We start from the raw sequence: 16,574 nt of genomic DNA, 5'->3' as shown, positions 1-16,574 counted from the left end.
CGGTGACCAGCGGAGGCATCGGATATGCGTTCGGATCCAGCGGCAGCACAACGTCCACACCTACCGACGACGATGACGCAACGCCAGCGGAGACGACACCCGAAGCGGTCCCCCTGACCGCGTCGGACTTCTCGCTCGAGGTATTGACCGAGGAGAAGAAGTGCTTCGGTTCGGCGGGATGCCTCCTGAGCGTCTCCATCTCGCCTACGTTCAACGGCGTGAGCTCCATTCTGGAAGGCCGATCGTTCAAGGTGTTGTACGAAGTCAATGGCGGCGAAGAACCCATCCTTGATCGATTCACCATGATCGGCACACGGGTGAGAATCGATGAGACTCTTTCCGTTCAAACCGATTCCAGCGACGCCGTCGTCACGGCAGAAGTCACACAGGTCATCGAGACCACCAACGGAGGTTGACGAGTCACGCTGCTGGTCACGTTGTCCGCGGGACCTCGCCCGCCCTCCGGCCTTACGACCGCCGGGTAGCATTCGAGCGGGTCGAACCGTCCGGCCTTGGGGAGGGGAGGCTCGTGAACGCTGCTCGAACGTTCAGTCGGTCGCTCCAGGTCGCGAAGTTCACCGGAAGCTCAGCTTGGTGGGTGTTTGTGGTCGCACAGCTCATGGCAGAGCTGGCGATGCCTCCCTCCGGAGCCCCGGTCCGCTACTCGGACGCCTCATACACGCCAATGACCTCGGTGAGCGACGTGACAGGCGACTTGTTCACCACGTCGAATACCTTGGCGTCGATATCGATAGCGGCACTTGCCGTCACAGTGATCGCGGCACTGGCGCACGCCGTGATCGTCCGCCGGCTGTTCGCGTGCGTTGTTATCGTCATCGCACCGATCGTCGGTGGGGCACTCATCCTGTGGACGCTCGATTCCGGAGTGGGCGATTCTCCCCGCCTGTCGACGTTTGCCGCTTTCGCACTGGTCCTGTTGGGCGTTGCGATCCGTGAGATCGGTAGCCGCATCACGACGTACGTGCACGGTTGAGGGACGTCGCTGTCACCGCGCGGCGTAGACGGTGTCGCGACCCTAACTTTCCTCCGGACTCACTCATCTGCCGAATCGCTTCTAACGTCTCGGCGACGTGCTCATCCAACTCGTCCGCATGCTTCGCCAAGCCGCCGAGAAAGACCGCGGCGAACACCTTTGCCGTTCGGGACACAGCCTGGTCGATGCGGCGGCTCTCGTGAACAATCGTGTCGGTGCCGTCGCCCGTGAGGGTGTATGTCCACGTCGCCCCGCTCGTCCGCGTGAACCAGGCCAGCTTCCGCCCGGGCTCGACTTCAGTGACCTTGTTGACGGTCGGCCACACGACCAAACCGTTGCGATTCCAACCGATGAACGTCTCCCCCACGCGCAGCGGCCCCCGCCGCGTACGGGACGTCGCGAACAGTTCCGGACTCGCCGTCCTCATGGTCGCCGGGTCCGATAGGACCGACCACACCCGGTCGGGTGTCGCATGCACAGTGGTCTCGGCGTGAAGTTCGCGGTCGGGCGGCAGGCCGGTCATCGTTCGAACTCCGTTCGTTACGTGAGCGCCGACTACAGTCACCTCGGGCGACGCCCGACACTTCCTGACGGTACCGCGACTCGAACCCCTACGAGCGGCCACACACGACCGTGCGGCGAGACAAAGCAGCCGCAGATCGAGCGCAGCAGCCTCCCTGTCGAGCACATCCTTCCCCAGAAATGGCGGGACGCGTGTGCCGTGAGCGAAGACGACGCAGCAATCGGACTGGGACGAAGCCCTCATCGACCAGCGCACGGACGAAATGACGTCCGCGATCCTCCGGATCTGGCCGGTGCCCGACGGACATACCGGCCAGGTCGCAGACCGGCACGCCAAAACTCAGGACTGGATACAGATCAAGCCCCCAATCGAGGCCGGGTTCGTACCCAAGGGTGACACCCTGCACGCCACCCACAGCGAACACGTCTCCTCGAGGCTGATTGCGCACGGACGCTCCCACAACGCCCCCTGAATCACCCGCGATACTTGGTCAGCAACTCCACGGAAAGATGACATGAATCGTCGGGGAAACGCGCGAGTCGATCCTGATGCTCCTGCGCACTCCGCACGTAGTTGGCGAGTGGAAGCACCTCCACCGCGATCCGATCGGCGTCGCCGCTCACCCCGAGCCGGCGCGCGATCCACCAGGACTGTCGTCACAAGCACTAGCGCGACTACCAGCTACAGCCGGGCACGCGCTTTGACGAGTCGTTCAGCGATCGCGCTCGACCCGCGGCCGGTCGGGCACGCCTGCTGGTAACGTTCCAGGATCCTGACCTCAGCAGAAACATTGCCTGACTTGCGATACAACATGGCCGCCTGCTCCGTGTACGCGGGAGCCGGCTCGCGCGCGTGGAACTTCGCATCACGCTCAGCGGCGTCGACGCACTCAAGCGCGAGCTGCAGGGCCGCGTCGTCTCGCTTCTCGCGTTTGAGTTCTTTGATCGTCGAACTCCACTCGACGTAGTCCTTGCCACGAACCAGGCGTCGACGCTGGTCAGCGGCTTCCTCGCCACCTGCGGCAAGACGCTGAGTTCGGAGCGCCGCCAACTCGGTGTCTTCTTGGCGTGCGCGAGCCGCCGATTCGGTCTCGTCCTCCCTCGCGACCACATCCTCGTAACGACCAAGCGTTATCCGAGCGTTCGGCCGCGCGTCGGGCGAAAGGTACACGCGGCACCGTATCCGACAATCCTTCCCCGCATGTTGTTCGCGGCGAATGACTTCTCGAATATCGTCGGCCTCTATCGCACTAACCGATCCAACGAGCATTCCGTCGATGAAAGCGTCGACGATGCCACGACTTCGGGGTCTGTGTGGGCGTTCTCGCAGAACTGCCGCGCTATGCAAGGCAGTCCCCGGCTGTATGTTCGCGTCGCCGAGAACCGCTCGAATGGCGTCAATGTGGTCCTTCTCGTACGAGAGTTCGGCCGCGAACGGGATTCTGACGTCGACGACAGGTAGCTGATCTGGCAACCGCGTGATTTCTGCCGGAGCGTCGTGACATGACGCCGAGTCGACGACGTCGCCAACTCTGCCTGCAAGCTGGCGAGCTCTGACAAGCCGGGTCTGCACACTCTTGGTGGCCATGTTGTCGGGGCATGCCGCGACAAACCGTTCGAGGACCGCCACCTCCGCGTCGTAGTCCTTGAGTGACCGATAGACGATCGCCGCCTGTTCGGTCGGCCACGAGGCCGGCCTGGCGAGCAGGACCGCGGCAGCGCGTTCTGCTGCGTCGATGCAGTCGTCGAGGACCGACAATGCCAGCGCATTGTCTTGGTCGACGCGAGCCTGCGCGATATCAGGACGGTAGTCGTCGAAGTCACGCCCTCGAACAAGGCGTGCAGCATAGTGTGCTTCCAACTGGCGCCGCAGTCCCGCATCGGTAAGCCGCTCAGTGCCGTCCGGACTCATTCGTCCGGGCCAGTGCGCCTCGTCGACGTACCGCCATTCTGGCTCGGGATCACCACTAGGAGACAGCGTGACCCGGGCCGACCACGTCGCGTCCTCGTAGATCGCCCAAATGCGTGCCGCGACATGCGTCGACTCATGTCGCTTCGCCGCGCGCAGCACCGTCGGTTGGATCGTTGGTGCGAGTTCGGCGGGAACGTGCCCAACCTTGTGTCCGTCGATCACTACCGCGACCGCATTGCGGTCGTGCGGATTGGCCTGTTCGGCAACTAGTTCGGCATCGCGCCAGATCACTCCACCGAGTGGCTTCCCCGCCATAAGGAACAACTGAGCGAACGCCGCTCGGTAATTGCTCTCCCCTACGACTTCCAGGTCTACAACCGACAGATCGAAGGTCGACACGCGTCCGCGACGTCCACCGTTGCGCTGTGTCAAGATCTGCGTTGCGCTCGGCACCTCCGTCAGCGTCTGATTCGTTCCCGCGACCGTCTCGAGCCAATCTCGGAGCCGCTCGAAATCCGATTGTGTGTTGCGAGTGAAGACGACCGTGTTCGGATCACCGGCGACAGGCTTCGCCGCCGCAACGGCGGCGACCACTACCTGAAGATAGCCCTTGACGAACACATTCGCGGGCTTGAACCGACAACCGACGACCGCGGTGAGCGGAACGCTGGTCCCGCGGTCGAAGACTGCTCCAGTCATCGACTCGTTCACCTTCGTGATCGACGCGGCGTCAACATCGAAACGAGCACCGTACCCGTTGAAGCTGGTCGGCATGCGACTCTCCCTTCTTTGACGATCGATTAGCCAGGAACGACCGGCCGTCGGCGCACATCGGCCGTCGACGAATCTCGGCCCCTATGAGTGACGACGTTAGCGGTGACGGGTGACGACAGCTGCCGTCTCACCCGAGATGAACGGAATCACTCGCGTCAGTCCTGCCACGAGTAACTGCCTCCCGGCTCAGCGACACGACAGGTGACGATCCGCTCGGTGGCCGTGACCCTCGCACGCGCGCCCGGTTCGGAGCACGGCGCGCCGAACTGCACCGTCGCGTGCCCCTCATGCGTCGTGTCCACCCACCCGCCTTCCAGCGCGCTGCACCTCAACGTTCCGTCCGCTGACGTCGCGCCGAACTCATCGGGCCCACATGGCTTGCCCTCGTACGGCACCGCGTCTTCCGTCGTCGTCACCGGCACTGTCTCCTCCGGCGTCCACGTGTCTTCCGGTACCGCAGCAGCCGTGGTCGACGTCGCCGGCGCCGTGACGGTTCGCGTGACGCGCGTAGGCTGCGGCGACGACGTCGCTGGCGCGGCGTCTGTCGCCGGCGAACCATCGTCCCGCGCGATGTACACGCCGAGTGCCGCGGCCACACCCACAGCCAGCACCACCGCGAGCGTCGCGACGGCGTACACGGCGGTCCGGTACTTCTCACCGCGGGCGACATCGCCAGGCGGCATCGACGCTGCGGTCAACGTCCGATCGAACGCAGGCCCCGCCCCACCGTCGAGGGCCCTCGCCAGGTCGTCGACGAACTCACCGCACGAGGCGTACCGCAATGCCGGATCCTTGGCCAAGACCTTCGCGAACACCGCGTCGACCGACGGCGCGAACTGCGGCACGACGTCGTTCACCCGCGGCGGTGCCTGGTGCAGGTGCGCCGAGAGCAGCGCAGTGATCGAACTCCCCGAGTACGGCGGCCGCCCCGTAAGCAGATGGAACGCCGTGCAGCCGAGCGAGTAGACGTCGGCCCGGTTGTCCAGTTCCCGACCTTCGATCGCTTCCGGTGACGTGTACTGCATCGTGCCGACAGTCAATCCGGTCGCAGTGAGCGAGGTCGCCTCACCCGCAGCTTTCGCGATTCCGAAGTCGGCCAACTTCACGGACTCGATCCGAGCGTCGCCGTCACTCTCGTCCAGTCCGACCAAGATATTGGCCGGTTTCACGTCGCGGTGCGTCACGCGGCGTTTGCGCCATGCGTGATCAAGTGCGGCACCCGCGCCGCCGACGAGCGCCAGAACCAATTCTCGGTCGAGCGGACCACGTTTGGCCACCATCTCCGCCGCGTCCGTGCCGGCGACGTACTCCATCGAGATCCACAGCCGGCCGTCGACCTCACCACGGTCGTACAAGGTGACGATGTTCGGATGACTGAGCTGCGCGAGCACATCGGCCTCGCGCCGGAAGCGCTCCTTGAAATCGTCGCTGCGCGACACCCCGGCGTCGAGAAGCTTCACGGCGTCGTGGCGCGGGAGACGAGGATGCTCCGCCAGGAACACCTGCCCCATTCCGCCGGCGCCAAGCAGGCGAAGGACGCGGTACCCGGCAATCTCCGTCACGCTCACCGAAACAGTCTGTCCAACACCAGGTGACGGTGGAGGCGATTACTCTCGCGCCCATACGAACATATGACGAACCGACGGCCGCTCGCTGTTGCGTGAGCAATGAACGCGCCACATCCCTGTACGACGTACAGGGGGCGATGCGTAGGTCATCGCCCCGACGAAATACGATGTCCAGGTGATCAACGCCTCCACCACCGCCCGACCGTGGGCGCTCTCGCTCGCCGACCTGACGCAGGCCGCCGTGTTCGCGGCGCTCATCGCCGTGCTCGGCCTGCCCGGCCAGATCAACCTGTCCGCGGGCGTGCCCATCACGCTGCAAAGCTTGGGCGTCATGCTGGCAGGCGCAGTCCTCGGTCCGAAGAAGGGCACGCTCGCCGTCGTCATCTTCATGGTGCTGGCGATCGCAGGCCTGCCGATCCTGTCGGGCGGGCGCACCGGACTCGTCTCGTTGAGTGCGCCGACCGCCGGATTCTTCGTCGGCTTCCTCCCCGCAGTCATCGTGATCGGCGTGCTCACTGCCATGATGATGCCCAAGTACAACATCGTTCTCGGCATCGTCATCAACCTCATCGGCGGCATGGCCGTGCTCTACGCGTGCGGCACCATCGGCCTCATGATCAAGGCCGACATGACCGTCGGCGCAGCACTCGCCACCAACAGTTCGTTCGTCGTCGGCGACCTGATCAAAGCCGTCCTCGCCGCCCTCATCGCCGCACCCGTCCACCGCGGCCGACCAGGGCTCATCACCCCGCTGCGCGTCCGCAGACATGCCTGACACGTCGATCGTGTTCGACGGCGTCGAACACAGCTTCGGCGACCGTCGCGTTCTGTCCGGCATCTCCCTCGAACTGACGCAGCGGCGGATCGGCATCGTCGGCGCCAACGGCTCGGGCAAGTCGACGTTGGCCCGCATGATCAACGGCCTGATCATCCCCGACCGCGGCGCCGTCACCGTCAACGGACTCGACGTCCGCAAGAACAAGCGCGCCGTCCGACGCGACGTCGGTTTCATCTTCAGCGACCCCGACCGGCAGATCATCATGCCGACCGTCGCCGAAGACATCGAGCTGTCCCTGTCGCGGACCATCAAAGACAGGACCGAACGGAAGACGCGAGCACTCTCGGTGCTGTCGGAGTTCGGGCTCGACGGGCACGCCGACCAACCCGCACACCAACTGTCCGGCGGGCAGAAGCAGCTACTGGCTTTAGCGTCGGTGATGGTGCTCGGACCGTCGGTCCTCGTCGCCGACGAACCGACCACGATGCTCGATCTGCGGAACTCGCTGATGCTGCGCGAGACATTCGCCGGGCTGGACGAACAGTTGATCGTCCTGTCGCACGACCTGGACTTCCTCACCGACTACGACCGCGTCCTCGTCATCGACGACGGCCAGGTCGTCGCCGACGACGAACCCGGTCCGGCATTGGCGTTCTATCGGCGGGCGATGGCGTGATCGGCGTCTACGTCCCCGGACGCTCCGTGCTTCACCGTCTGCCCGCCGGACTCAAGTTCCTCCTGCTCGCGGCGTCGATCATCACGATGACCTTCGTCGTGCGCACACCGATGGCGGCCGGGATCGCGGTCGGGGCGGCGATCGTGTCGTTCGCACTCGCCTGGGTGCCGATCCGGCTGGTGTGGGCACAGATACGCGGCGTCGTCTGGATACTCATCGCACTCTTCGTCCTGCAGTGGATCCTGTCCGACTGGCGCAACGCGGTCGTCGTCTGTGCCATTCTGCTCGCCTCCGTCTGCCTGGCCGCCGTCGTCACCCTGACCACCCGGACCGCCGACATGTTGGCCGCGCTCACGTGGGCGATGTCGCCGCTGGCACGCATCGGCGTCCGCACCGACCTCATCGCGATGACGTTCGCCCTCACCATCCGCAGCATTCCGCTCATCGCCGAAGTGTTCACCCGGGTCGACGAGGCCCGACGTGCCCGGGGCCTGCGGCCGGGACCACGCGTGCTGTTCGCGCCCGCGATCCTCGCGACCTTGGACACCGCCGACGGATTCGCCGAGACCTTGGCGGCGCGCGGACTCGACTGAGGGGTCGCGGCTGCACGGGACCGGCGGACGGGATTAGACTGAACAGCGGCTGTCTGATCAGCCGACGGACCGACGATCACGAGGAGGACACGGTGGACCACAGCCGTCGCCTGTCCCTCGCTCTCTTCGCACACACGGTTCACCTGCTCACCGACCACTGTCGGTAGAGCGCCCGGCCTCCAGCAGTGCCTCGTCGATGCGTCGACGTGTCACGCCCGGCGCTCACGAGCCCCCTCAACTCTCGCGAGACCTCTTCTCGCGACCTTTCCATCAGATCCTCAGCAACATAGGAGTTGCCATGTCTGCCAATGTTTTCGACGACGCAACCGCGCTCATCGGACGGACCCCGCTGGTCCGCCTCAACCGCATCACCGACGGTGCAGAAGCCACCGTCCTCGCCAAGCTCGAGTACTACAACCCCACCAACTCGGTGAAGGACCGCATCGGCGTCGCCATCATCGACGCAGCCGAAGCCTCCGGTGAACTCCCCGCAGGCGGCACCGTCGTCGAAGCCACCAGCGGCAACACCGGCATCGCCCTGGCCATGGTCGGCGCCGCCCGCGGCTACAACGTCGTCCTGACGATGCCCGAGTCGATGTCGAAGGAACGACGCGCCCTCCTCCGCGCCTTCGGCGCCGAACTCATCCTGACCCCGCCGTCCGAGGGCATGGCAGGCGCCGTCAACGCCGCAGAGAAGGTCGCCGCCGAACGTCCCGGCGCCGTCCTCGCCCGCCAGTTCGCGAACCCGGCCAACGCCGAGATCCACCGCAAGACCACCGCCGAAGAGATCTGGAACGACACCGACGGCGGCGTCGACGCCGTAGTCTCCGGCATCGGCACCGGCGGAACCATCACCGGCATCGGCCAGGTGATCAAGTCCCGCAAGCCCGAGGTGAAGATCTTCGCCGTCGAACCCGAAGAGTCGGCGATCCTCAACGGCGGCGCACCCGGCCCCCACAAGATCCAGGGCCTCGGCGCCAACTTCGTCCCCGACGTGCTCGACCGCGACGTCTACGACGAGGTCATCGACATCAACATCGACGAGTCGCTCAAGTGGGCCCGCCGCGCGGCGACCGAAGAAGGACTGCTCGTCGGCATCTCGTCCGGTGCTGCGCTGTCGGCGGCCGTCCAGGTGGCCAAGCGGCCCGAGTTCGCCGGCAAGACCATCGTCGTGATCCTCCCCGACTTCGGCGAGCGGTACCTGTCCACCGCCCTCTTCGAAGGCCTGGTCGACTGATGTCCTCGCTGTCCCGACTCCTGAGCGACCTGCGCGAAGATCTGCTGGTCGCTCAGGAGCGGGATCCCGCGGCGCGGTCGATCATCGAGATCGCGCTCGCCTACCCCGGTGTCCACGCACTCTGGATCCACCGAGTGTCACACCGGATGTGGAACACAGGCGGCCTGCTCCGCCTGCCCGCACGGCTGCTCTCGCAGTTCTCGCGGTTCCTCACCGGCATTGAGATCCACCCGGGCGCCAGCATCGGGCGGCGGATGTTCATCGACCACGGGATGGGCGTCGTCATCGGCGAGACCACCGTGATCGGCGAAGACGTCGTCATGTTCCACGGCTCAACCCTCGGCGGCGTCAGCATGAACAAGGGCAAACGCCACCCCACCGTCGGCGACCGCGTCCTCATCGGCGCAGGCGCCAAAGTACTCGGCCCGATCGTCCTCGGCGACGACGCCAAAGTCGGCGCCAACGCGGTCGTGGTGCGCGACGTCGCCGCCGGGCACGTCGCCGTCGGTCTCGCCGCCACGTCCAAACCCGGCGCTTCGACGACCGATCCGTACGCCGATCCGGCGTTGTACATCTGAGGCCTGGCACAACTCTCACGTATATGGACGCCGAACCCCAGATTGGGCGGTTCGAGGTCCATATTGTGAGAGTTGTGCACGCGCCCTTCGCACCACTCTCCGCTCGATCGACCAATATCGATGGGCACCAACCTGGTTGACTGCTAAAGACACCGCAATCGAAGGGAACCCGAGTGGACCGCAAATGGTTGACGCTGGTGGTCGTCTGCATCAGCACCTTCATGCTCCTGCTGGACGTCACGATCGTGACGGTCGCACTGCCCGACATCGAACGCGACCTGGGTGCGAGCTTCACCCAACTCCAGTGGATCACCGACGCCTATGCGCTCACCCTCGCCTCGCTGCTGTTGACCGCGGGTTCCCTCGCCGACCGGTTCGGGCGACGACTCGTTTTCGCGATCGGCCTGACGATCTTCACCGGAGGCTCGGCACTGTGCGGCGCCGCGACCAGCGCCGAGATGCTCGTCGGATCCCGTGCGGCCCAAGGCGTCGGCGGCGCGATGCTGTTCGCCACCAGCCTCGCAATCCTGGCCGCCAATTTCAGCGGACGTGACCGGGGCATCGCATTCGGCGTCTGGGGCGCCGTCACCGGTATCGCGACCGCCCTCGGCCCGATTCTCGGCGGCGCGCTCACCACCGGCATCAGCTGGCGCGGCATCTTCTACGTGAACCTGCCGTTCGGTGTCCTCGCGCTCGCCATGACCTTCTTCTTCATGCGCGAATCGAAGGCGCCGCACGCCCGCCGCATCGACTGGGCGGGAATGATCACCTTCACCGTCGGCCTCTTCGCCCTCGTCTTCGGCTTCACCGAAGCGGGCGAACACTCGTGGACCGACACCAAAGTCCTCTGGTGCTTCGGCATCGCAGCCGTCCTGCTCATCGCGTTCGGGATCATCGAATGGCGGATCCGGGAACCGATGTTCGACCTCAGCCTGTTCCGCGTCCCCACCTTCGTCGGTGGGTCGATCGCGGCGTTCTGCATGAACGGGTCAGCGTTCGCGATGATGATGTACCTGGTCCTCTACCTGCAGAACCAGCTAGGACTGACCGCTCTGCAAGCGGGCCTCCGGCTGCTCGTGTTCTCCGGTGCGACCATGGTCGTCGCGACCATCGCCGGGCGGCTCACCGAGAAGATCCCCACCCGCTGGATGATCGGCCCTGGACTGATCCTCGTCGGCGCCGGACTGATGCTCATGGCCGGACTCGACGCCGACAGCTCGTGGACGCATCTGATCCCTGGCTTCCTCGTCGCAGGTATCGGCGCGGGTCTGGTGAACCCGCCGCTCGCCTCCACCGCCGTCGGCGTCGTCACCGTCGACAAGTCCGGAATGGCGTCCGGCATCAACAACACGTTCCGCCAGGTCGGGATCGCCGTCGGCATCGCCGTCTACGGGACCCTGTTCAGCTCGGCGATCGTCGACGGACTCCGCTCCCGACTCGAAGGCCCGGCCGCCGACGTCGTCGACCCCGCCGCCGTGGCCGGAGCCGTCAACGCAGGACAGCAGTCCACCGTGATCGACCACCTGCCTGCGGCGTACCGCGGCGAGATCGGCGACGCCGTCGGCTCGTCGTTCGCCGACTCTCTGAACGACCTGTTCCTCATCAGCGGCGCCGTCGCCGTGGTCGGCGGCATCGCCGCCATGGCGCTGATCCGGCGGAAAGACTTCGTCGCGATCAGCTGAACTGCGCGCACCGCACAAGACCTACACCACACAGGCCGAGCATCCGTCCATAGGCGATCGTGTCGCCGGAGCGGTGTAGGTTCAGGCCTTCGTGACCGGAATAGTCGGGGTGACCGGAATGGTTGGGGTGACCGGAATGGTTGGGGTGACCGGAGTGATCGACAGGCGAAGCGCACCGGGAGCACCCTCCGGGACGACCGGCGCGCTCGGCGCGACCGGGTCGAGCCGGCGGTAGTCGGCTCCCTGCGCCGGGCGGACATCGTCCTCGCCCTTGTTCGGCCACAGGGACATCGCGCGTTCGGCCTGCGCACAGATCGACAGCGACGGGTTGACGCCCAGGTTGGCGGTGATCGCCGCGCCGTCGGTGACATGGAGTGTCGGGTAGTTCCACACGCGGTGGTACGGGTCGATGACGCCGGTCGCCGGATCGTCGGAGATCACGCAGCCGCCGAGGTAGTGCGCGGTCATCGGCATGTTGAAGACGTCGCCCCACGTGCCGCCCGCGAGCCCCCTCGGCAGCTTCGACGCGATACGCGCCGTCGCCTCGTTGCCCTTCGGGATCCACGTCGGGTTCGGCTCCCCGTGCCCCTGCTTACTCGTCACGTACTTGAACGGGCCGCGCTTGCGCACGAATGTCGTCAACGAGTTGTTGCTGTTCTGCATGACGAGTGCGATCACGGTCCGCTGGCTCCACTTGCGCACATACAGCAGACGCACCAGCACCAGCGGGTTCTTGATGACGTCCCGAAGGAACTGCCCGAACCGGTTGGCGACGCTGCCGCCCTCGGTCATCACCGTCTGCAGGTAGGCGATCGCGTTCGACCCCTTGCCGTACCGAACCGGCTCCACGTGCGTGTTCTCCTCCGGGAAGAACGACGACGTGATCGCGACGCCCTCGGAGAAGTCGCGCGCGGGGTCGTACTTCGCGGCCATCGCGCCCATGATCGACTCCGAGTTGGTACGCGTGAGCACACCCACCGAGTCGGACAGTTCGGGGAGCGTCGACCCCTTGGCCGCATGCATCAGCTTCTGTGTGTTGAAGGTGCCCGCGGCCACGATCACCTGACCGGACCGGAACGTCTTGCGGCGTGCTCCGAACGGACCCCACGACGACGACCCGTGGGTGCTCACCGACCACGAACCGTCGGCGTTGCGGACGAGCCCGTCGACGGTGGTGCGGTCGATGATCGTCGCACCGTTGCGCTCGGCGAGACCGAGGTAGTTCTTCATCAGCGTGTTCTTGGCGCCGACGCGGCAGCCCGTCATACATGCGCCGCACTCGGTGCACGCGGTGCGGTCGGGGCCGGCACCACCGAAGTACGGGTCGGGCACGGTCTGCCCGGCGCGCCCCTGCCCGCCGGTCTTCTCACCGAAGAACACGCCGACCGGGGTCGACCGGAACGTGTCGCCGGCACCCATGTCTTCGGCGACCGCTTTGATGACCGCGTCGGAGTTGGTGAACGTCGGATTGGTGACAACGCCGAGCATGCGACGGGCCTGCTCGTAGTGCGGCGTCAGTTCGGCGTCCCAGTCGGTGATGTGATTCCACTGCGGGTCGGTGAAGAACGGCTTCTCCGGCTTGTACAGGGTGTTCGCATAGTTGAGCGACCCGCCGCCGACACCCGAGCCCGCCATGATCAGGACGTCCTTGAGCATGTGCATGCGCTGCACACCGTAGAGGCCGAGCTTCGGCGCCCACAGCCACTTGTTGAGGCGCCAGCTGGTCTTCGCGAACTGATCGTCCTCGAATCGTCGGCCCGCCTCGATCACGCCGACGCGGTACCCCTTCTCCACCAAGCGCAACGCGCTGACGCTGCCGCCGAACCCGGACCCGATGATGAGGACGTCGAAATCAGTCTGCTCCATAAGGGAACATACTAATGACGATTGTCACAGTGCCGAAAGTAAGTGTGGGCTAAGTTGCGGTCGTCAGCCGCGGACGGAGAGGCCGACCTTCTGGAACTCCTTGAGATCGGAGTAGCCCGCCTTCGCCATCGAGCGACGGAGACCGCCGACGAAGTTCAGGAGGCCGTCCGGGTCGTCGGACGGTCCGTTGAGGACGACGTCGAGGGACGCACGCTCGGACTCCTCGGCCACCTGGAGCAGCGCACCGCGCGGAGTGCTCGGGTGCGCGGCAGCCGACGGCCAGTACCAGCCGCGGCCGGGGGCCGACGCGGCAGACGCCAACGGCGTGCCGAGGACGGCGGCGTCGGCGCCGCAGGCGATGGCCTTCGCGAGATCACCGGACATGTGGATGTCGCCGTCGGCGATGACGTGGACGTAGCGCCCGCCCGTCTCGTCGAGGTAGTCGCGGCGAGCGGCAGCGGCGTCGGCGATCGCGGTGGCCATCGGGACTCCGATGCCCAACACCTCGCCGGTGGTCGTCGCGCCTTCGGCCGAACCGTAGCCGACGATGACGCCTGCCGCGCCGGTCCGCATCAAGTGCAGCGCGGTGCGGTGGTCGTGGACGGCGCCGGCGATCACCGGGATGTCGAGATCGGAGATGAAGGTCTTCAAGTTCAACGGCTCGGCGACGAGACCGTCGTCCGACCCGCGGTCGACCAGAATGACGTGCTCGGCCGAGATGATCGTGCCGTGCACGACGAGCAGTTCGGCGCCGGCGGCGATGATGCCGGGCGCCAGGTCCGGAGCGTTCTGCGGGCTGACCCGCACCGCCGTCGTCACGCCCGCGTCACGAACCTGCCGGACGACCTGCGCCAACAGATCCGGGTTCACCGGTGCTGCATGCAGCTTCTGCAGGTGTCGGACGGCCGCCGCGGGATCCGGATCGTTCTCGGCGATGTCGACGAGCTCGGCGATCTTCTCGTCGGGGTTCGCGTGGCGAGCCCACAGCCCTTCCCCGTTGAGGACGCCGAGCGCACCGAGACGCCCCATCTCGATGACCGACTCCGGCGAGCCGAGCGCATCCGTCGGATGGTTCAGGATCGGCGACTCGAACCGGTACGCATCGATCTGCCACGCGGTCGACACGTTCTTCGACGACCGCGTCCGACGGGACGGGACGATCGAGATGTCTTCCAACTCATAGGTACGACGAGCCGTCCGGCCCATGCCGAACTCGACGAGGTCACGCAACTTTGCGCCCTTTCTTAGGGAATGGATCACGCCGTCGACGAGTGCCGAACAGCGAACGGAGTCGGACCACCGGCAGCACGGCTAACGCGTGTAGTAGTTCGGCGCCTCGGCCGTCAGAGTGATGTCGTGCGGGTGCGACTCCTTGAGCCCGGCCGCCGTGATCTGCACGAACTGGGCGTTCTGCAGTTCCTCGATCGTCGTCGCCCCGGTGTACCCCATCGCGGCGCGCAGACCGCCGTCGAGCTGGTGGATCACCTGGCCGAGCGGACCGCGGAACGGGACACGTCCTTCGATGCCTTCGGGAACGAGCTTGTCCTCGGCGAGCACGTCGTCCTGGAAGTAGCGGTCCTTCGAGTACGACTTGCCCTGGCCGCGCCCCTGCATCGCGCCGAGCGACCCCATGCCGCGGTAGCTCTTGAACTGCTTGCCGTTCACCAGGATCAACTCTCCCGGCGACTCTGCGGTACCGGCCAGCAGCGAGCCGAGCATCGCGGTCGACGCTCCGGCGGCGAGCGCCTTCGCGACATCACCCGAGTACTGGAGGCCGCCGTCGGCGATCACCGGCACACCGGCGGGCTTCGCGGCCGCGGTTGCTTCGAGGATTGCGGTGATCTGCGGCGCGCCGACACCGGCGACCACCCGCGTCGTGCAGATCGAGCCGGGGCCGACGCCGACCTTGACCGCATCCACCCCCGCGTCGATCAACGCCTGCGCGCCCTCACGGGTGGCGACGTTGCCGCCGACCAGCTGCACACGGCCGCCGAACTCGGCCTTCAACTTCGCGATCATCTCGAGGACGCCGCGCGAATGGCCGTGCGCACTGTCGACGACCAGGACGTCGACGCCCGCGTCGGCCAGCGCCATCGCCCGCGAGCGCGCTTCGTCGCCGGCACCGACAGCGGCGCCGACCAGGAGGCGGCCGTCGCGGTCCTTCGTGGCGTACGGGTGCTGCTCGGTCTTCACGAAGTCTTTGACCGTGATCAGACCGGTGAGGCGCCCTGCGCCGTCCACGATCGGCAGCTTCTCGATCTTGTGGCGACGCAGCAGGCCGAGCGCGGCCTCCGCGGAGACGCCCTCCTGCGCGGTGATCAGCGGAGCCTTCGTCATCACCTCGGAGACCGGACGGCTCTGGTCCACCTCGAACCGCATGTCGCGGTTCGTGATGATGCCGACGAGATCCCCCGACGCGTCGACGACGGGCAGCCCGGAGATCCGGTAGCGCGCGCACGTCGCGTCCACGTCGGCGAGCGTGTCCGTCGGCAACGCGGTGACCGGGTTGGTCACCATGCCCGCCTCCGACCGCTTGACGGTCTCGACGGCCGAGGCCTGCGCCTCGATCGACAGGTTGCGGTGCAGCACGCCCATACCGCCTGCCCGAGCCATCGCGATCGCCATGCGGGCCTCGGTGACAGTGTCCATCGCGGATGAGACGAGGGGGACGCGAAGGGTGATCTCACGCGTCAGCTTCGACTCGGTACTCACGGCGTTCGGGACGATGTCCGACGCCGCAGGCAACAGCAGCACGTCGTCGAAAGTCAGGCCCAACATCGCAACTTTGCTCGGGTTGTCTCCACCAGTGCTCACGCGCGTCATCTGACCATCGTACCGAGTATCAGATGATGCAGCATTCGGGGTCTTTCATCGGCTACGGTGGAAACGTGCATGACCAATTCCCCGGACTTCCACCGGATCCGTTCGCCGACGATCCGAGCGACCCCGCAGCGGCGCTCGAGGACCTCGACCCGGGCATTCCGCTGGACGACGGGGAACGCGAAGCCGTCCAAGAGGATCTCGCCGACCTCGACGTCTATGAGCGTCTACTCGCACCCCGCGGAGTCCTCGGCCTCGTCGTCATCTGCGAAGACTGCCGCGAGGACCACTTCCACGACTGGGACATGCTGCGCGCCAACCTGAATCAACTCTTGCGCGACGGCAGCGTCCGACCGCACGAGCCCGCCGTCGACCCGCATCCCGAGGACTACGTCACGTGGGACTACTGCCGCGGCTACGCCGATGCGGTGTTCCGATACAACGAACCGCGGTTGTAGCGCACCCCGACTGCGCCCTGAGTGTTCTGCGCCGTGAGTGTTCTGCGCCGTGAGCGTTCTGCGCCGTGAGCGTTCTGTCGCTCAAGTGATGCCCCTGCCCCGGCCCTGCCGGCAGC

General features: G+C 66.1%; 16 protein-coding genes and 1 pseudogene. 10 read left to right on the top strand and 7 right to left on the bottom strand.

Features of this window, described 5'->3' with window-relative positions; translation table 11 throughout:
* The first annotated feature begins 2 nt into the window (after positions 1 to 2).
* Both L5G28_RS16165 and L5G28_RS16160 read left to right on the top strand, forming a co-directional pair.
* Complete coding sequence (locus L5G28_RS16165) at positions 3 to 416, top strand: hypothetical protein (RefSeq protein ID WP_237002416.1); 414 nt, start codon at positions 3 to 5, stop codon at positions 414 to 416.
* 113 nt (positions 417 to 529) lie between these two features.
* The gene (locus tag L5G28_RS16160) at positions 530 to 994 is read left to right on the top strand and encodes a hypothetical protein (RefSeq protein WP_237002415.1); all 465 of its coding nucleotides are present in this window, start codon (positions 530 to 532) and stop codon (positions 992 to 994) included.
* Here L5G28_RS16160 and L5G28_RS16155 read toward each other — a convergent pair.
* The 3 genes and pseudogenes from L5G28_RS16155 to L5G28_RS16145 all read right to left on the bottom strand — a co-directional run bounded on the left by L5G28_RS16155 (position 972) and on the right by L5G28_RS16145 (position 4,127).
* Positions 972 to 1,517, bottom strand: a complete 546-nt coding sequence (locus L5G28_RS16155) for an SRPBCC family protein (protein WP_237002414.1) — start codon at positions 1,515 to 1,517, stop codon at positions 972 to 974. The genes L5G28_RS16160 and L5G28_RS16155 overlap by 23 nt on opposite strands.
* A 473-nt stretch (positions 1,518 to 1,990) precedes the next feature.
* A pseudogene (locus L5G28_RS16150) lies at positions 1,991 to 2,146 on the bottom strand (peptide-methionine (S)-S-oxide reductase); the annotation flags it as partial.
* A 52-nt stretch (positions 2,147 to 2,198) separates the two neighbouring features.
* On the bottom strand, positions 2,199 to 4,127 hold the full coding sequence (locus L5G28_RS16145) for an HIRAN domain-containing protein (RefSeq protein WP_372477251.1): 1,929 nt from the start codon (positions 4,125 to 4,127) through the stop codon (positions 2,199 to 2,201).
* On the opposite strand from L5G28_RS16145, the gene L5G28_RS16140 reads away from it, so the two are divergent.
* Positions 4,039 to 4,221, top strand: coding sequence for a hypothetical protein (locus tag L5G28_RS16140; protein WP_237002412.1), 183 nt, complete (start codon positions 4,039 to 4,041; stop codon positions 4,219 to 4,221). The genes L5G28_RS16145 and L5G28_RS16140 overlap by 89 nt on opposite strands.
* Before the next feature lie 136 nt (positions 4,222 to 4,357).
* Here the strand turns inward: L5G28_RS16140 and L5G28_RS16135 are convergent, their stop codons facing one another.
* The gene (locus tag L5G28_RS16135) at positions 4,358 to 5,770 is read right to left on the bottom strand and encodes a serine/threonine-protein kinase (protein WP_237002411.1); all 1,413 of its coding nucleotides are present in this window, start codon (positions 5,768 to 5,770) and stop codon (positions 4,358 to 4,360) included.
* A 175-nt stretch (positions 5,771 to 5,945) separates the two neighbouring features.
* Here L5G28_RS16135 and L5G28_RS16130 point away from each other — a divergent pair, with 175 nt between their 5' ends.
* The 6 genes from L5G28_RS16130 to L5G28_RS16105 all read left to right on the top strand — a co-directional run bounded on the left by L5G28_RS16130 (position 5,946) and on the right by L5G28_RS16105 (position 11,314).
* The gene (locus tag L5G28_RS16130) at positions 5,946 to 6,545 is read left to right on the top strand and encodes a biotin transporter BioY (RefSeq protein WP_237002410.1); all 600 of its coding nucleotides are present in this window, start codon (positions 5,946 to 5,948) and stop codon (positions 6,543 to 6,545) included.
* On the top strand, positions 6,538 to 7,224 hold the full coding sequence (locus tag L5G28_RS16125) for an energy-coupling factor ABC transporter ATP-binding protein (RefSeq protein ID WP_237002409.1): 687 nt from the start codon (positions 6,538 to 6,540) through the stop codon (positions 7,222 to 7,224). Before L5G28_RS16130 ends, L5G28_RS16125 begins: the two co-directional genes overlap by 8 nt.
* Complete coding sequence (locus L5G28_RS16120) at positions 7,221 to 7,817, top strand: energy-coupling factor transporter transmembrane component T family protein (RefSeq protein ID WP_237002408.1); 597 nt, start codon at positions 7,221 to 7,223, stop codon at positions 7,815 to 7,817. The genes L5G28_RS16125 and L5G28_RS16120 overlap by 4 nt, the downstream gene beginning before the upstream one ends.
* Before the next feature lie 298 nt (positions 7,818 to 8,115).
* On the top strand, positions 8,116 to 9,054 hold the full coding sequence (gene cysK, locus L5G28_RS16115; RefSeq protein ID WP_236999585.1) for a cysteine synthase A: 939 nt from the start codon (positions 8,116 to 8,118) through the stop codon (positions 9,052 to 9,054).
* The gene (epsC, locus tag L5G28_RS16110; protein ID WP_237002407.1) at positions 9,054 to 9,632 is read left to right on the top strand and encodes a serine O-acetyltransferase EpsC; all 579 of its coding nucleotides are present in this window, start codon (positions 9,054 to 9,056) and stop codon (positions 9,630 to 9,632) included. Before cysK ends, epsC begins: the two co-directional genes overlap by 1 nt.
* 173 nt (positions 9,633 to 9,805) lie before the next feature.
* Positions 9,806 to 11,314, top strand: a complete 1,509-nt coding sequence (locus tag L5G28_RS16105; RefSeq protein ID WP_237002406.1) for an MFS transporter — start codon at positions 9,806 to 9,808, stop codon at positions 11,312 to 11,314.
* An 81-nt stretch (positions 11,315 to 11,395) separates the two neighbouring features.
* Here L5G28_RS16105 and L5G28_RS16100 read toward each other — a convergent pair whose 3' ends face one another.
* The 3 genes from L5G28_RS16100 to guaB all read right to left on the bottom strand — a co-directional run bounded on the left by L5G28_RS16100 (position 11,396) and on the right by guaB (position 16,003).
* Entirely contained in the window at positions 11,396 to 13,180 is a 1,785-nt protein-coding gene (locus tag L5G28_RS16100) for a GMC family oxidoreductase N-terminal domain-containing protein (protein ID WP_237002405.1), read from the bottom strand.
* Between the two features lie 63 nt (positions 13,181 to 13,243).
* A complete protein-coding gene (locus L5G28_RS16095) occupies positions 13,244 to 14,410 on the bottom strand; it encodes a GuaB3 family IMP dehydrogenase-related protein (RefSeq protein WP_236999589.1) in 1,167 nt (388 codons plus the stop codon).
* Positions 14,411 to 14,491: 81 nt separating this feature from the next.
* Positions 14,492 to 16,003, bottom strand: coding sequence for an IMP dehydrogenase (gene guaB / locus L5G28_RS16090; RefSeq protein WP_236999590.1), 1,512 nt, complete (start codon positions 16,001 to 16,003; stop codon positions 14,492 to 14,494).
* Between the two features lie 65 nt (positions 16,004 to 16,068).
* Between guaB and L5G28_RS16085 the strand changes: the two genes are divergently transcribed.
* Positions 16,069 to 16,458: a DUF5319 domain-containing protein gene (locus tag L5G28_RS16085; RefSeq protein ID WP_237002404.1), complete on the top strand. Its 390-nt coding sequence runs from the start codon at positions 16,069 to 16,071 to the stop codon at positions 16,456 to 16,458.
* The last annotated feature ends 116 nt before the right edge of the window (positions 16,459 to 16,574 follow it).

This window comes from Gordonia liuliyuniae, from assembly GCF_021739025.1.
GTDB lineage: Bacteria > Actinomycetota > Actinomycetes > Mycobacteriales > Mycobacteriaceae > Gordonia > Gordonia liuliyuniae.
The sequence above is the reverse complement of the archived record's forward strand: the minus strand, read 5'-3'. Positions and strand labels throughout refer to the sequence as shown.